This window comes from Nocardia sp. NPDC055321, from assembly GCF_053645575.1.
Map to the genome: position 1 here is coordinate 1 of NZ_JBSHMS010000027.1, position 16,246 is coordinate 16,246.

Annotated in this window: 13 protein-coding genes and 1 pseudogene; 8 read left to right on the forward strand and 6 right to left on the reverse strand. The window is 67.3% G+C overall.

Annotated elements, in window-relative coordinates; translation table 11 throughout:
* Positions 1 to 422 (forward strand): annotated as a pseudogene (locus ACWIGI_RS33025) (hypothetical protein); the annotation flags it as partial.
* A gap of 51 nt (positions 423 to 473) precedes the next feature.
* Here the strand turns inward: ACWIGI_RS33025 and ACWIGI_RS33030 are convergent.
* Complete coding sequence (locus ACWIGI_RS33030) at positions 474 to 2,171, reverse strand: hypothetical protein (RefSeq protein WP_454207018.1); 1,698 nt, start codon at positions 2,169 to 2,171, stop codon at positions 474 to 476.
* 980 nt (positions 2,172 to 3,151) lie between these two features.
* Positions 3,152 to 3,400 (reverse strand): hypothetical protein, encoded by a 249-nt coding sequence (locus ACWIGI_RS33035; protein WP_454207020.1) that lies wholly within the window; start codon positions 3,398 to 3,400, stop codon positions 3,152 to 3,154.
* Between the two features lie 1,514 nt (positions 3,401 to 4,914).
* On the opposite strand from ACWIGI_RS33035, the gene ACWIGI_RS33040 reads away from it, so the two are divergent.
* Positions 4,915 to 5,835 (forward strand): replication protein RepA, encoded by a 921-nt coding sequence (locus ACWIGI_RS33040; RefSeq protein WP_454207021.1) that lies wholly within the window; start codon positions 4,915 to 4,917, stop codon positions 5,833 to 5,835.
* 76 nt (positions 5,836 to 5,911) lie between these two features.
* Here ACWIGI_RS33040 and ACWIGI_RS33045 read toward each other — a convergent pair whose 3' ends face one another.
* Entirely contained in the window at positions 5,912 to 7,252 is a 1,341-nt protein-coding gene (locus ACWIGI_RS33045; protein ID WP_454207023.1) for a GDSL-type esterase/lipase family protein, read from the reverse strand.
* Positions 7,253 to 7,437: 185 nt separating this feature from the next.
* Here ACWIGI_RS33045 and ACWIGI_RS33050 point away from each other — a divergent pair, with 185 nt between their 5' ends.
* The gene (locus ACWIGI_RS33050; protein WP_454207025.1) at positions 7,438 to 7,995 is read left to right on the forward strand and encodes a TetR/AcrR family transcriptional regulator; all 558 of its coding nucleotides are present in this window, start codon (positions 7,438 to 7,440) and stop codon (positions 7,993 to 7,995) included.
* A 3-nt stretch (positions 7,996 to 7,998) separates the two neighbouring features.
* Here ACWIGI_RS33050 and ACWIGI_RS33055 read toward each other — a convergent pair whose 3' ends face one another.
* Together ACWIGI_RS33055 and ACWIGI_RS33060 are read right to left on the reverse strand one after the other, a co-directional pair.
* Positions 7,999 to 9,591, reverse strand: a complete 1,593-nt coding sequence (locus ACWIGI_RS33055; protein WP_454207027.1) for a GMC oxidoreductase — start codon at positions 9,589 to 9,591, stop codon at positions 7,999 to 8,001.
* Between the two features lie 280 nt (positions 9,592 to 9,871).
* Positions 9,872 to 10,351, reverse strand: a complete 480-nt coding sequence (locus ACWIGI_RS33060; RefSeq protein ID WP_454207029.1) for a hypothetical protein — start codon at positions 10,349 to 10,351, stop codon at positions 9,872 to 9,874.
* Positions 10,352 to 10,469: 118 nt separating this feature from the next.
* Between ACWIGI_RS33060 and ACWIGI_RS33065 the strand changes: the two genes are divergently transcribed.
* Positions 10,470 to 11,120 (forward strand): winged helix-turn-helix transcriptional regulator, encoded by a 651-nt coding sequence (locus tag ACWIGI_RS33065; protein WP_454207031.1) that lies wholly within the window; start codon positions 10,470 to 10,472, stop codon positions 11,118 to 11,120.
* Between the two features lie 41 nt (positions 11,121 to 11,161).
* On the opposite strand, the gene ACWIGI_RS33070 is transcribed toward ACWIGI_RS33065, so the two are convergent.
* Complete coding sequence (locus ACWIGI_RS33070; protein ID WP_454207033.1) at positions 11,162 to 12,703, reverse strand: MFS transporter; 1,542 nt, start codon at positions 12,701 to 12,703, stop codon at positions 11,162 to 11,164.
* A gap of 142 nt (positions 12,704 to 12,845) precedes the next feature.
* Here ACWIGI_RS33070 and ACWIGI_RS33075 point away from each other — a divergent pair, with 142 nt between their 5' ends.
* The 4 genes from ACWIGI_RS33075 to ACWIGI_RS33090 all read left to right on the forward strand — a co-directional run bounded on the left by ACWIGI_RS33075 (position 12,846) and on the right by ACWIGI_RS33090 (position 16,203).
* Positions 12,846 to 13,478 (forward strand): TetR/AcrR family transcriptional regulator, encoded by a 633-nt coding sequence (locus ACWIGI_RS33075; protein ID WP_454207035.1) that lies wholly within the window; start codon positions 12,846 to 12,848, stop codon positions 13,476 to 13,478.
* A gap of 108 nt (positions 13,479 to 13,586) precedes the next feature.
* Complete coding sequence (locus ACWIGI_RS33080) at positions 13,587 to 14,144, forward strand: TetR/AcrR family transcriptional regulator (protein WP_454207037.1); 558 nt, start codon at positions 13,587 to 13,589, stop codon at positions 14,142 to 14,144.
* A gap of 244 nt (positions 14,145 to 14,388) precedes the next feature.
* Complete coding sequence (locus ACWIGI_RS33085; protein WP_454207039.1) at positions 14,389 to 15,678, forward strand: lipase family protein; 1,290 nt, start codon at positions 14,389 to 14,391, stop codon at positions 15,676 to 15,678.
* A gap of 378 nt (positions 15,679 to 16,056) precedes the next feature.
* Positions 16,057 to 16,203: a DUF1059 domain-containing protein gene (locus tag ACWIGI_RS33090; RefSeq protein WP_454207041.1), complete on the forward strand. Its 147-nt coding sequence runs from the start codon at positions 16,057 to 16,059 to the stop codon at positions 16,201 to 16,203.
* Positions 16,204 to 16,246 lie beyond the last annotated feature (43 nt).

Consider the following 16,246-nt stretch of genomic DNA (forward strand, 5'->3'; position numbering starts at 1 on the left):
GTTCCGTTGTGGCCGACGCGCTTCGCCGGCTCACCCATGCCGAGAAGCAGCAGCGCGGCCGCGGGCGCAGCTACGGCGAGGTGGTCCTGGACGCGATCGAGCAGTTCGAAACCGAACTGCGCGAGCACTTCGCCGGTCAGGTCGAGGCCAAGCCGAAGGGCCGCCTGTTCCAGCGCGTCGACCATTCCCGGCCGCGCCGCAGGCGCCATGCCGAACCGCCGGTGAAGATCCCGCTGGCCGGCATCATCTCGGGCGATGTGGAATCGCTCGACCTGCTGGCCGAGGAGTGGCATGCGGGCAGCCGCAGCGCCCTGGTCGATCAGGCGCTGCGTCTCTACCTCGCCGACGAGATCGCGGCTCTGGCAAGCGAAGCCGAGGAGAAGGCCGACGACGGGGATTTCGCGACCGAATCCACCGTCTGATCGGGCCGGGCCCTGACACGCCGTCCTCGGTCCTGGCACGCCGAGGACGTCTCACGCCGCGCGTGAACCTCCCGTCTGCTGCCACCGGGCATCCCGTAGCCCGCGATGGACCAGGTCATCCGCCGATTCGATGACACGTAGGTCGTCGTCGCCGTAAGTGTTCGTGTGTAGGCGGTCAACGGATTCGACCAGCTGTCTGCGGAATTCCAGCCAGTTCAGCCAGGCATTGCGGATGGCGGGGTCGAGGCCGCGCAGTAGGCGACGGCGCAGCGCCTGGCGAGCAGCCAGCTGGGCGGCGTCCAGCGTGCGGAGCCACTGCCGTTGGTGGTGCAGGGAGCGCAGCAGTTTCGCCGAGCGCCCCTTACTGGTGGCCAGACGCTCACCTGGCAGCAGACGAGCCAGCGCGTCACACCGGAGAGCCCAGCGGAGACGGTCGGCGGCGTGCTCGGCGCGTAGGCGAAGGAGCGAAGCCCGCCCGGGGGAGGGGGTGCTACAGCTAGTGGGTGAAGTTTCACGGCCGGCCCGCCGAGACACCACCTCCGGCCCCACCCCGTAGGCCGCGCAGTCATTCGTACCCCTGCGGTACCTGCGAGTGACCACGAGCAAGCCCACCTGGAAACACACCGCCATCGAGGCCCGAACCGTCTTGCGGTCCATCACGGTTCGCTCGGCCAGATCACGCTCGCTGATGGATCCGTCGCGGGTGACGAGCACCCCTGCCAGATGAAACAGCATCCGGGCGATATTGGCACGACGTTGCGGACGCATCGGAACGCTCGTCAGCACCTCCTCGCTCACGGACTCCAGTTCCGCGCGCAGCGCCTCGATTTCCGGGCCGGGATCGGAGGACGGCTCGACGATGTTGTCACCGCAGTGGATTCGCCGGGGACGGTCGGTGGCGGCTTCGGCGAGGGCCTTGCGCCACAGCACCAGCCACCACCTGTGCCGGACGGAATAGCCGTATTTCGGGGGACAGGCCGCGCGTGCCAATGCCCACGCCTCGAGTTCGGGAAGGCCCCGCTCGGCCGCCACCGCGGTCACCGCGGGCAGCCACTCGTAGCGCTGCCACCAGCGACGGCCGAGCGCACAGGCTTTCGATCCCGGAACCGCGATGGCACGCCAGGCATCGGCGGCGTCGTACTCGGACCGGACCATCGCGCACGCCCGGCCGAACTCCTTGCCCGAGCGGGTGTTGTCGCGCGCACCCGCTCGGGATCCGGTGCTCCGCGTCCGGCGCGACCTGGCGGCGGGCACCGCGCGTGCGGAGTCGTCGTCGCCGAGCCAGCGATCGGTGACATCGGAAGGCGTCAACGTGCATGCCAGGACCGGGCACGGCAATCCCTGCCGGTGCGGGGAGGTGAGCAGCCGCAGCGTCTTTCCGGTGCGATCGTCGACCTCGACGTCGAACTGACGGGACAGCCGAGCGCACAGACGCTGCCACTGGAGGCGATGGCGCCGCGAGCCCGCCACCGTGACCACGTGCCTGCCCCCGGGACGGCCCGATTCGCGCACCAGATACGGCAGTCGCTCGCGCTCACACCATTTCACCAGTGATTCCGCACAGGCGTCACCCGCGATGGCGTAGCCACGCTGTGGATCTATGTCGGCGGCCAGGACACCGGGTCGTACCCGGCCCGCGATCGATCGGGCCGTGCCCGTCGCCAGATCGGAACGGGCCGCGGACAGGCTTCGGGCACGGGCGGGAGAGGAGTTGTCCTCGGCGATGAGAACCCAAGGTGCGACGAACAACTCGGCCTCGAGATCGGTGAGCCGTGCGACCGAGTTGTCGCGAATGTCGGATGAATACGGGCGTGCGTCACATTCTTCGCACGCCCGGGGCGTGCGTTTCCGATTCGTGACACACAACATCGGTGTGTCGCACGATGTCGGGGTGGAACTCTCATGAGGGCATGCTTTACCCTCAGAGGTGCTTGGCAAAGCAAGCCTCCGTTGCTAGACGGTGGCACCGGCGGACACGAGTTCCCGCTCGTTCCGCAATCTTTCGGCCAGGGGTGGTTGCCCGGCCGTTGTCTCGATACCGATTCAGGCCCTCCCCTTCGGGGGAGTGGTCTGTCTCGAGCCTCGATTCGATGCCCGTTGCTGATGTTGTCTGGGTGTGGGTTCGTCGACGGGCTGTGGGGGGTTTCCTCCTCGAAGCGGTGCGGGGCACCGCAAGTCATGACGGCTAACCGGTACAGGTGCGGTCAGCGAACCCGGTGGGGACGTGCGGGATGATCCGCTCGCGCCGGCGTACGAGACGTGACTCGGTGCTACCGGTACGTGGGGCGGTTCATCGACGCGCGGGGCTGTGGTCCCGATGGGTGCGATGACGGCAAGCTAGGTGTGGCACAGCAGCTCTCGCCGGTTCTCCAGATGCGAGCTGTGTGATGCAGCTTTGCTACCAGAGACCAGCGAATTCAACGACGACGCGCTCGGAAATCGAGAACACTCGAGCGACACGCCGTCCGAGGACGGGTAACACTCCACTGTTGCCGTGCGTGGGTACACGGACATGCGGTATCCTCAGAACTGCGCGTAGTCATTTCTGTTTGCTTGAGCGATGGATACGCACCCCGATGTTTGCAAGACGTGCGGGTGGTATCCAGCAGATAGGCGCTGGTCGAGAAGGGGCGGCAACCCTGACTTACGACCAAACCGTGAAGCTCTGGCCCTGAGGGCCGGGGCTTTCGGTCTTTCTGCCCACCTGTGCAGTTGTGTGTGCGGTGCGGTCAGGATGCCTGGGCGAACTCCTCGAAGCTTCGGACGGTCTGAACCGCCTGCGGGGTGGCCAGATCCGGTCGGCCGGCCAAGACGCACAGCATGTCCGACATGAACTGGTTGACACTGGTGTAGCCGTTGGTCCGGGCCAGGTCCTGGAGGTCGAGCTCTTGGGGGTAGCGGACTTTCGTCTCGTGCCGCGGCCCGAGACTCTTACGACCCATGGGCTTCTTGCCCGGAAGTGCGTCACCCGCTGCCATTAGCTCCTCCTTGCCAAGGGTGGATACCGAATTATGGGTACAACAAGTATCTTTCACTGAAATGTATCCCCCGTCGAGTTGACACGCAACGACACGCCGTTCCCCGCTACCCCGCCGGAATCCCCTGTTCGCGAAGGCCAAATGTTCGTGCAGGTGAGGCTGTTATGCGCAAACCGCACTGGACGAGCGAGCCAGGATAGTCCGAAGTCTTCACCGCCGGAGCGGGATTCGCGAGAAGTGTACGCATGCGCGCGGGGAACACACCCGGAGATTCGTCAATGACGTTGCGACGCAATCCGTTCAACAGCCGCCGAGAGGACGTCGAGAGCCGGATTCGCTTCCTGAGCAGGGCGGACATCACGCCCGGAGCCGGTGCGAGCAGCGAAAAGGCAGCGAGAGCTGCTGGGAGTCATTGGAAGTGGCCGTGCGAGGTCTCTGTTCACAGCCGACGCCAGCCTACTACAGGATTTTTCTAACAGGGAAGAACTACATGGGGACACCGTTTTCCGCGTGTCACCTGCGGAAATACGAGGCCCGCGTCCGCAAGGTATGCGTGCGGCGTCCGCAACTTATGCGCGCCGTCCTGGGAAAACGGCGAATCGGATGTCCGCAAGATATGCGCGGAAACCCGGGTACGACGGCCGAGTTGTCCACAGGACTGTGTATTACGTCCGCGAGATATGCGTGGATAACTCACCCCTGTTTGTGTCCGCTTATTATGCGCGACATCCCGCGTTTCGCCGCGCATAACACGCGGACACGGCATACGAGAAAATATCCGGCGGCCAGCGGTGACGACGACATCGCCTCGCGAGAATTTTCGTTCACCCCGCGCATACCTTGCGGACGCCGGTTATCCACCGTCCGCAAGGTATGCGCGATTGCCCGGTCAGCGTCCGCAAGGTATGCGTGACCGGCCGCCGGGCGTCCGCGAGTTATGCGCACGGTGTCCGCCGGTTATGCGCGCGGGGGCGATGTCCGCGAGATATGCGCGGATGTCCGCCGTTTATGCGTGGTTGTCCGCTGTTTATGCGTGGGCGACAAGGGGTTTCGGTGTCCGCAAGGCATGCGTGGCACCGGGAACCGCCTGTCACCGGGGCGATGTCCGCAAGGTATGCGCCGGCGTCGCAGCAAACCGCCTGGTCGGGAACGGTGTCGACACCTGCTCGCTGTCCGCGAGTTATGCGCGAATGAGAACAGGAAACCGCAGGTCGGAGCGAGGCGATACGTCGGATCCGCGTGGACCTCCGACCGTCGGGGGTGGCGATGTCCGCGAGTTATGCGCGACGCCCGCTGCGGCAGGGGGTCTTGACCGGGAGATCTCCACCGCTCGGTCCGCAAGATATGCGTGCCTCGAATGCGCGGTTTTCGACCCTCTGCCCAGCGTGTGACCTGCGGGTGTCCGCGAGTTATGCGTGCGATGACGGGGCGGGCGATAGGGAAAAGCCGTTAGAAACCGGACACGGGGTCGGTGGGAACTGGCATTTTGCCGTGATCATGCAAAACTAGAGGCCATGCCACGACCCAAGCGAACTCCGTTGGACATCGTGCGCGCTGCCGCCGAGGTATGGGATGGCGAGCAGGAGGTCGGATACCTGGCTCGCGTGTTCACCCAGACGTCGCTACCGTACCGGGATCCCGGTGACGTTCCGGCTTGGGGCCGCCGCAACGGTGACCTATCCCTGACCGTGCAGCCGGGCATGACCACCGACGAGAACAACAAACCCGAGTCCATAGGCTATCCCTACGGGACCATGCCGCGGTTGATATTGACCTTCCTCTCCACCGAGGCGGTGCGGACCGGATCGCCCGAAATCGTGTTGGGGGACAGCCTCACCGACTTCATGGGCGCGATGGGCCTGACCGCGACCGGCGGGAAGAACGGCTCCCTCACCCGGATGCGCAACCAGTCGCATCGCCTGTTCAACGCCACCCTGACCATCGAGTACAAGGGCGACGCCAATCGCAGGATCGGCGCGAAGCTGTATGTCGCCAGTGCGTACAACATCTGGTGCGGCACCGACGCCGACGAGGAACAGCCGTCGTTGTTCACCTCGACGGTCCGGCTCAGTGACGAGTTCTTCCGCGAAGTCACCGCCCATCCGGTTCCGCTGGACATGAACGCCATCAAGGCCCTCGGCGGTTCGGCTCTGCGCCTGGACATCTACGCGTGGCTGACCTACCGCATGTTCTCGGTGAAACGCGAGACGACCGTGCCGTGGGAATCGTTGATGGCCCAGTTCGGGTCGGGCGCGGACTCGGGGGATCGCCGCCGCCGGCATCAGTTCCGGCGGGACTTCACGACCTCGCTCAAACAGGTGCTGGTCGTGTACCCGCAGGCCAACGTCGACACCACCGACGCCGGCGTGGTGCTGCGACCGGGTCTGCCGCACATTCCGGCCTCACCCGGATTCCGGGCCCTGGCCCGCGCCTGACCGCGTTCCCGTTCCGCGCATAACTTGCGGACATCCCCCGCTCAGAGCAGGGAAATGGTTTACACGCGGTGATCGCTCAGCACCGGAGTGCGCCGGCGAGCATGGTCAGATCCACCGCGTCGGCCATCGCCCGATAGCCGGCGAGATTGGGATGCAACCGGTCCGGGCCGCTGTAGCCGGGGGTCAGCACGGAGGGATTGCCGGGATCGCGCAGGGCGGCATCGAAATCGACCACGCCGTCGGCGATGCTCTGGGTGCGGATCCACTCGTTGATGCGCTGCCGCGCGTCCTCGCTCGCGGGCGCGGTGGCCAGGCCGTCGACCAAGGCGTCGGCGGCGGGCATGATCGTGCCCAGCCAGATCTTCACCCCCGCGCCGCGGGCTTCGGCCACGAGTTGCCGCAGGCCCGAGATCAGCTGATCGGCGTTCGCCTGCGGCGGGAGTCCCAGGTCGTTGATGCCCTCGAGGACGAGCACGCCCGCGACCCCGGCCTGCTCGAGCGCGTCCCGCCGGAAGCGCTGAACTCCGCTGGGGCCGAGCATCAATGGCTGCCCGTCGGTGACCAGTCGATTGCTGCCGATGCCTGCGTTGACCACGGACAAAGGGATTCCGGCCGCGTCGAGCCGGCGCTGCAGCGCGTCCGGGTAGCGGCCGTCGGTGTCGGCCAGGGCGATCTCGGCCGGTACGCCCACCGGCGAGTTGGTGATCATGCCGTCGGTGATCGAGTCGCCGAACGCCACGATGGATCGGGTCGTGGCCGGGGCGGCGACCTCGAGCGCGTCGACGTACAGCCACGAGTAGGTGGTCTCGGAGAATCCCGCCCCGCTGTCGTCGCCGGTCAGATCGCCACTGCCCGTGGGGGAGTAGTACGAGGTGGCGTTGGCGTTCCAGTGCTTGGTCGGCGGTCCGGCGTTCCCGGCGACATGGATGCTGACCGCCAGGCGCGTGAAGGCCGTGAAGCTCAGCTCGACCGGATCGCTCAGGATCTCCGCACCCGCCGGCACCGTCACCGAGCGATCCGCGCCGAAGGTCACCGGACGCGGATCGCGCACGGCGGCGCCGGTGCCCTGCGGCCCGACGGTGACCGCTCCGAAGGTCACCGGCGTCAACCCGAACCGGTTGCTCAACCGGATACGCAGGCTCGAACCGCCCAGGTGCGGGGTGATCATCATCCGGAAGGTCTGGTCCGCGACCACCGACGGGACGACGGTTCCGGTCGGGTCGAGGGGTGTGATCGCGTCGGTCGCGCTCGCGGTCCAACTGGCGACGAAATGCTCGGTGCCGCAGCTGGTTTCGGCGGGGTCGGCGGTCGCCGAGGCGGCCGGGACCAGTATCGAGACCGCGCCGAGTATCGCGCAGGTGAGCATCGAGGCCCGGCGCGGAGCTCGGGAGCGAGGACGTCTTCGGCCTGTTCGCATGATGAGAATCCTTCTGTAGCCGCGTCGTCGCGGCGGGTGTGCGGGTTCGACCCTGGCACCCAGGGAACGGGTGCCCGTGGCGGTTGCGCCCGGAGGTCGGAATGGGATGTCGAACGGTCGCTCTCGTGCGGCGACCGGCGGGAAGGTCTGGGTCGGCGGCACCCGGCTCCGGTAATCTCGGGGCGATGACCACCGCACGCCGAACCAACCGGGGCCCGAGCGCGGCGGCCGGAAATCGGGCGGCGATTCTCGCCGCGGCGCGAACGATCTTCGCCCAGAACGGTTTCGACGCGCCGATGTCGGCGATCGCCCGGACCGCCGGGGTGGGGCAGGGCGTGCTGTACCGGCACTTCCCGAACCGGGAAGCCATCGCCCTGGCGGTATTCGACGACAACATCGCCGAGATCGAGGCGCGCGCCGCCGACCCCGGGCGCACCCTGGACGAACTGCTGAACATGATCGTCGAGCAGCTCACCGCCTCGGCGGCGCTCATCGCGCTCATCGATCCCGAGAACACGTTCGACGCGCGGCTCACCGACCCGGCGACCCGGTTGTTCGTCCTGATCTCGGGAAAGCTCGACGATCCCGATCAGCGTGGCGCGGTGCGCGCCGAGGCGACGGGCGCCGATGTGATCATGGCGTTGTCCATGCTGGCGGCCCTGCTGACCAAGACGGACCCGTCCTGCCGGGAGCAGGTCTCCCGGCAGGCGTGGAACATCTTGTCGCACGGCCTTTTTCGCTGACCCTCAGATGAGGGAGCCGATGTCGCGGGCCACGATGTTGTCCAGGGCCCGCTCGGCGAGCGCCGCGATGGTCATCGAGGGATTGCAGGCCGCGGTGGTGCCGGGGATCAGCGCGCCGTCGACCACGTACAGGCCGGGCTGGCCCTGTACCCGCCCGTCGAGGTCGCAGACCACCCCCATGTTCGCCCCGCCCAGCGCGTGCCAGGTCGAGTTGAACGCGAGGTTGGTGTCGACCAGCGTGCCGGTGGGAGCCGCGATGCGATGCGCCGCCGGGCCGATGTGGTTGTTCTGGATGTAGGCGTCGCCGTTCGCCGGCCAGTAGAGCGCGGCGTCGTCGCGGGCGGCGTCGTAGCTGAAGTGGCCGCGGTCGGCGCTGACGCCGAAACCGACCATCATCGTGCTGCCCGCGTCCACGCCCATCGGCGGGATCGACGCCTGGATCAGGGTGTGCGCCGACTTCGGGTCGGACCAGTTCTTGCTGCCGTACACGACCGGACCACCCTGTGCGGCGCCGAAATTCGCCGCCGGGTCGTTCCAGAGGTAGATGCGGTCGGCGTTGGTGCCCCAGCCCTGGCCGAGGCCGTCGGGCAGGTCCGTGATCTGGCCCTTGGCGCTCGCGCGCACCAAGAGCCGCGTGGTGTTGAGGCTGCCCGCCGCCAGGACCAGGGCCCCGGTGGTGAGGATCTTGTTCTCCACGACCGCGCCGGTGGTGTCCAGGCGTTGTACGTGCACCACCCAGCGTCCGTCGCTCGCGCGCTCGATGTCGGTGACCTCGTGCAGGGTTTCGACACGGACCCGGCCGGTGGCCTCGGCCTGTTCGATGTAGGTGACGTCGACCGAATGCTTGCCGCCGTTGTTCACGCCCATCGCGCCGTCGCCGTTGGTGTAGGAGGGCTTCATCTCCCCGCGCAGTTCGGCGAGCGCGTAGTTCCAGTCGATGGGCATGGGAATCTTCGACAGCGGCATGCCGGCCTGCCGGACGCGGTCGGCGAAAATCCTGGCGACGCGGTAGTTCTCGGTGGCGATCAGTTCGTCGGGGGCTTCGGCGAGTCCGAGCATGCGGGCCACGCGCGGGTAGTGCACCCGGTTCAGGGTCGCCCAGTCCAGCTCCTGCGGGAACCAGGTGTTGAACAGCTCTTCGGTGGGTTGCAGCGACATGCCCTGGTACACCAGCGAACCGCCGCCGACACCGGAGGCGCACAGCGCGGTCATGTTCGTTCCGGCCACGGCCTCGACCAACCCGGTGTAGGGCTCGAACACCATCGGGGTACCGAAGAGGTTGGGGCTCGATCGATACCACAGGATGCGCTTGTCGGGCGCGGACGCGCGCGGGAAGGTCTCGGCGTTCGGGCCGGTGCGCCAGCGCAATCCGCGTTCGAGCACCGTGACCTGCACGCCGGCCTGAGCCAGTCGCAGCGCGGTGACGCCGCCGCCGAAGCCCGAACCGATCACCACGACGCGGTGGTCCTCGCGGGTGAGTTCGACCCGGTTGACCCGGGCCGCCGCCGGGGCGGGCCGGGTGAGGGCACCGGTGGCCAGGAGTGCGGCGCCGGCGGCGACACCGGTCATCATCGACCGGCGCGAGAGTGCTGTCATCGGGAGAGACCCTTCGGAGGGGGGAGACGAGGGCGTGACGGCCGCCACAAGGGGGCCTGTCGAGCGAGGACGATACCGGACAGTGTTGTCCGGATAAAGGGCCGGTTTTCGGCGTGCGTTCTCGAGGGTGGATGTCGGGGCTCTCGCCGGTGCGGCACACGGGGTCCCGAATCGCCCTGGTGTGCCGCCGTGTGCAGTTATGTCGAGGCTAGTGTCGTAGATAAGGTCGTATCTACTGTCTTACATACGACACTAACCCGAAGCCGCGCTTGAACTGGGTCTACGCGACTGTATCGGCTGCTCGTCGAGCGTACTGGACGGACTTGTTCCGGCGCTTTATCGCGTCCGCCGCAGCCGCGACGGCGTACGACCCGGTGAGCGCGACCATGGCGATCGCGGCTCGGGCCGGAACGTCCCGGCGGGCCAGGTGAACGAGCCCGGTCCCGGTGTCGGCGATGTCCACCATCAGCCCGAGACGCTGCCAGCGCAGGCGCTCGGGCGTGGGGGCGGTGAGGTAGCCCAGGCCCATCGCCAAAGCCCGGGCTCCGTAAATCCTTGTCATGTAGGTGAGTTCGGGGGAGCTCGCGACGCCGACGACTGCCGCGAATCGTCGTGGGGCGGTCAGGGCCGCGGCCGCCAGGAGCAGGCGGCCTCCGGCCAGTACCCGGAGTGCGGGGCCCGGGGCCGGGGCGGTGGCCGGGCGACCGGTCGATGCGGGGGAGTGGGGTGCGGAGTTCGAGTCGATGACGGATGTGGTCATGTCGGAGCCTCCCGGCTTGAGGTTGGCGCACGCCGTCACATTGGCCGTGCTTCCTAAAAGTGAACTTACTACTTCACAATACTGAAGCACCAGCTGTAGGAGACTAAACTTCCAAACCATGGCCAAGCGTTCGTACAACCAGTACTGCGGCATCGCCACCGCCCTGGATCTGCTCGGGGAGCGGTGGTCGCTGCTGATCGTGCGCAATCTGCTGGTGGGGCCCAAGCGATTCAAGGATCTGCTCGACGGCCTCCCCGGCATCGGCACCGGCCTGCTGAGCCAGCGGCTCAAGGAACTCGACGCCGCGGGTCTGATCACTCGCGACACCCTGCCCCCGCCCGCCGCCTCGGCCGTCTACCGCCTCACCGCCGACGGAGAATCCCTGCGTCCGGTCTTGTACGAGCTGTCCCGCTGGGGCCTGAGTCGTCTGGGCGATCTCACCGACGAGCAGTACCTGGACCCGGAGCTCGTCGCGCTCGCACTCGAAGCGCACTTCGATTCGAGCCGTGCCGACGGAACCGCCGACGGCAGTTACGAACTCGCCGTCGACGGCCATACCTTCGTCTTCACGATCTCCGGCGCCACCATCGACATTCGAGCCACCGCCGCCGCGTCGCCGCGCACCCGGCTGTCGACCGACGCCCGCACCCTCGCCGCCCTGAACGCCGGATCACGCACGCTGGTCGAAGCGGTGGCGGAAGGCACGCTCACCGCAACCGGTGATCTCGAGGTACTGCCTACGCTGGCCGCGCTCTTCGGCACCGCCTGACCCGACGCCGGTAGGGCTGTCGCTTCCCATAGGCGGCAGAGCTATTCGCGAACCGGTGCCATCGCCTCGACTTCGTCCCCGGCGTCCTCCACTACGGTCTCGGGTTCGTCGACGCGCACCCGGCCGGGGGCGCAGAACCCGATCGCGACCGCGCCCACCAGGGTCAGCGCACCGAGGGCGATCGCCGCCTGGCCGACGCCGTGCACGAAGGCAGCCGAGGCGGCCTCGGCGAGCGGATCGGCCTGCGGCCCCAGGTGTGCGGTCACTTCCAGTGCGGCCGCGAGCGAATCCGAGACCGGATCACGCAGTTGCTCGGGCAAAGCCGCCACGGTCGCCGCGATGCGGTCGCTGTACCCGGCCGCGAGAATGCTGCCCGCCAGCGCGATGCCCACGGCGGCGCCGACTTCGCGGACGACGTCGTTGACCGCGGCGGCCACACCGTGGTTTCCGGTCGGCACCCCGGACACGATCGCGGCGGTCGCGGGCGCGGTGGCCAGCCCGATCCCGGTGCTGATGATCAGCAAGGGCACCATCAGATCCGCGTAGCCGCTGTCGGTGGACAATCGCGCGATCGACAGCAATCCGATGCCGATCGTGATCAGCCCCAGCACGCTGGGCACGCGCAGACCGAACCGCTCGGCCAGCCGGGGCGCGATGGGCGAGAGCAGCATCATGGGCACCACCATGGGCGCCAATGCCACCGCCGACCACAGCGGCCGGTATCCCAGAATCAGCTGCATGTACTGCACGACGATCAGGAACAATCCGAAGGAGACCAGGAACTGGATCGCGACAGACAGTGCGCCGCTGCCGAATCCGCGTCGCAGGAACAGCCGCACATCCAACAGCGGGTGCCGAGTACGCGTCTCGACCACCACGAATGCGCAGCCCATCAGCACCGAACCCGTGAGCGCGACCCACGGCACCGGATGTGTCCACCCGCGCGCGGGAACCTCGACCATGGCCAACACGAGGAGGCCGACCGCGATACTCGACAGGGCCGAACCGAGCAGATCGAACGGCGGTCGCGCGCTGTCCGCGGACTCGGGCAGTGTGCACGCCGCCACCGTCAGCACCGCACCGGCGATGGCCATCGCCAGCGGAATCGACTGCCACGACCAGTATTCCATCAGCACCCCGGACCCGATGATGCCCACCACCGCGCCCGCACCGGCCATTCCGGCCCAGATGCCCACCCCCACCCCGCGCCGTGATTCGGGGAAAGTCGCGGTCAGCAGCGACAGGGTCGAGGGCATCACCAGCGCCGCGCCGACGCCGGCCAGGGCACGGGTGGCGATGAGCCAGCCCACCCCGTCCAGGAACACCGGTACCAGCGAGGCAGCTGCGAAGAACGCCAGGCCGATCACCAGTGCGGCGCGCCGGCCGTATCGATCGCCGAGCGCGCCGCAGGGCAGTACCAGGCAGGCCAGTGCCAGCGTGTAGCTGTCGACGATCCAGGTCAGGTGCTGCTGGGTCGCACCGGTGGTGGATGCGATCTGTGGCAGCGCGGTGTACAGCGCGGCCATCGACGCGATGATGAGAACGATTGCCAGACAGGACAGTACGAGTGTCCAGCGTTGCATTGTCGACAGTCGGGCCTGGCCGGAGTTCATCGGCGTCTCCCAGTGGTACCGAAGGTAGCGTTACGCTACTACCAGTAGCACAGTTGGGAGAGGTGACGGTAGAATTACCAGTAACGCAACCGGTAATGGCGACAGTGTCAGGGTGAAGGCCGAAAGCTTGCCAGCAGAAGCCGGTTTCACGGACTCGATCGATATCGACGGCGATCCGCGGAAAGCGCGATCACGTGCCCTCCTGCTGCGGGCGGCCACCACGCTGCTGAGCACCGGCGGCATCGAGGCGGTGACGATCGAAGCGGTGACCCGGATCTCGAAGGTCGCGCGCACGACGCTGTACCGGCATTTCGACAGTGCCGCCCACCTGCGCGCCACCGCCCTGCGGGAACTGATGCCGCCGGTGATCCGCGCCCGCGACGACGGAACCCTGCGCACTCGCCTCGTCGACTTGATCACCCGCCAGGCCGCGGTCATCAACGACGTACCCATCCAGCTCACGACTCTGGCGTGGCTCGCCACCGCCGATCACGCAGATTACGGTGCGGCCCCGGCTTTCACCTCGCTGCGGGAGCGGATCATCGAGCAGTTCCGACGCTCCTTCGACGAGGTGCTCGACTGTCCGGAGGCACGCGAGCTGGTTCGCGACGAGGACCGGTCGCTGGCCCTGGCCCAGCTGGTCGGGCCGATCGTCTTCCAGCGGCTCATCGGCGGCGAAGCGACCGAAGCCGACTGCGTCCGGTTGGTCGACGACTTCCTGACCGCCCGCACCGCCGGTGGGTAACGAGAACGGAATGACCGCAATCGATCAGCGAACGAGTTCGCGCACCCGCCGTTCCCGGTGAGTGGGACCGATGTTCGGGCCGGATCGCCACCCGATAACGTCAAGGGCGTGAGTTCGCCTAGACGTGTCAACAAGGGTCCGGCCGCCGCCGCGGAGAACCGCGCCGCGCTGTTGGAGGCCGCACGCGGCGCCTTCGCCGCGCACGGGCTGAACGTGCCGCTCAGTCTGATCGCGCGGGCCGCGGGCGTGGGGCAGGGCAGTCTGTACCGGCACTTCCCCAATCGCGAGGCGATCATCCTGGCGGTCTTTCGGGAGAACATCGAGCAACTCGAGGCGATCGCCGCCGACGTGGATGCCACGCTCGACGAGCTCCTGGACCAGATCTTCGAGCAAATGACCGCGGTCACACCGCTTTTCGACTCGCTCGCCGGGGCCGATCTCAACGATTCGCGACTGGCCGAGTCGATCGCGCGGCTCTACGGCCTGCTGGGTGACAAGCTCGCCGACGAGACCCGGCGCGGCAGCATCCGCGCCGACGCGACCGCGGAGGAGATCTTTCTCGCGGTCGGCATGCTCGGGGCGCTGCTGAACCGGACGCCCGAGGATCAGCGGGAGTCGATCGCCGGCAAATCCTGGCAGCTGCTGTTGCGCTCGCTGCGGCACTGACCTGCAGTGGCGCGCGCGTAGTCGAAACGGCAGATTTTCATTTTCCCCGCGATTTCGCTCTTGACGCGAGGCGGTGAGGGCGGACACACTACTGTCCGGTAACCGGACATGCCCGTCCGGTTGTGGGCAGGAACACTCGCCGCCGCGACCGGCTCGTCACCGGTCGCTCGATCCTGTCGGATCATGGCCCGGCGCAGTGCCTTTCGAGGGGAAAAAGTTGAGAAGAGCACGTACGATCGCCCCGATGCTGTCGGCGATCGCGGCGCTGTCGGTCGCCTTCGCGTCCACGACGGTGCCCGCGCCCCCGGCGCACGCGGCCGTCGATTCGTTCTACACCTACCGCGGCGCCACGCCCCTGGGCGATCTCGCCCCGGGCACCGTGCTGGCGACCCGGACCCTGAGCTATCACATCGCGGCCATCCCCACCCCGATCACCGCGATCCAGCTGCTGTACCGCACCACCGACGCCATGCTCCGGCCCATCGCCAACGTCACCTCGGTGCTGTTGCCGCCCGGCGGTGTCGATCCTGCCAAAGCCGTTGCCTACCAGTCGTTCTACGATTCGCTAAGCCCCGAACACGGCCCGTCGCGGTCGATCGCCGGTGATCTGAGCCTGGGCAACATGGTGCTGGGGTCCGAGAGCATCCTGCTCGCGGACATCCTCGCGCGCGGCTACGTCGCGATCGTCGCCGACACCGAGGGCCCCTCGGCCGACTTCGCGGCCGGGCCCGAATACGGCATGACCACCCTGGATTCGATTCGCGCCGCGACCCGCTCGCTCGAGACCGGGCTCAACGCCGAGACCCGCGTCGGACTCGTCGGCTACTCCGGCGGTGCGATCGCCACCAACTGGGCCGCCGCGCTCGCCCCCGAGTACGCACCGGACGTCAACGACAAGCTCGTCGGCGCCACCCAGGGCGGGCTGCTGGTCAATCCGGCGCACAACCTGCGGTACGTCGGCGGCAGTCTGGGCTGGGCCGGCGTGGCCGGTATGGCGATCATCGGCATCGGGCGTTCCTACGACATCGATCTCGCGCCGTACCTGAACGATCGCGGCCGCCAGGTCGTCGCGGCCATGCACGACGCGTCCATCGCCAACGTGCTGTTCCAGTACCCGGGCCTGACCTGGGCGCAGATGGTCAAGCCCGAGTACGCGGATCCCAACAGCGTGCAGGTCCTGGTCGACACCGTCGACAAGGTCAACCTCGGATCCGCGGCGACGCCGACCATTCCGCTGTACATCGCCCAGGGTGCCGGCGGCGACATCGAGGGCACGCCCGGCAACAATCCGACGGTCGGACGGGGTGACGGTGTCATGGTCGCCGGCGATGTCCGCGGCCTGGTTCGCCAGTACTGCGCCACCGGGAACACCGTCGTGGAGTACCACGAGTACGCCGATCTCAGCCATATCCCCACCCTGGCCGTGTGGACGACGGGGGCCATGGCCTGGATCGACGCGCGATTCGCCGGTCTGCCCGCCGGATCGAATTGCGCCGGAGTCGCCCCGGGCAACCCGATGACGGCGGACCTGTAGTCCGTTCGTTCACACCGCGAGTGCCGCAACAGTATTCGGGCTGTTGCGGCACTCGGTGTATCCGGGACACGGTGTTCGACCCGGGATGGGTGTCGCAGGATGAACCGTCACTGTGACGATCTATGCGCGGGGGCGTGGATGATCGGCTTCGGCCGGCGACACGGTCCGATGTCCGCATCCAGGCGATCATCGAAATAAACGCCGTTCACTATTTCTCATGTCGAATGAATGGCCGGTCGCGGTAGTCGCGAATCCTCGTGGGACATCTCGAACCATTCTTATGGACATATGTCTGGACACCGCTATGCTTTGGTGTCGGAGGGTAAGTCGGCGAACCGCCGCCGCGGCCTCTCTCATTGTGCGATGGAAGGGAATTCGATGAAGACACGGCTCAACTGCCCCTGTGGCGAGTACATCCGGGGCGTCGACGAGGAAGATCTCGTGACCAAGACCCGTAAGCACCTGGCCGAGGCGCATCCCACCCACGACTACTCACGCGACGAGATCCTGTTCATCGCGTACTGAGTTCCGCTCGAGCGCTGATAGCACTCATATCGGTTGTTGCGCA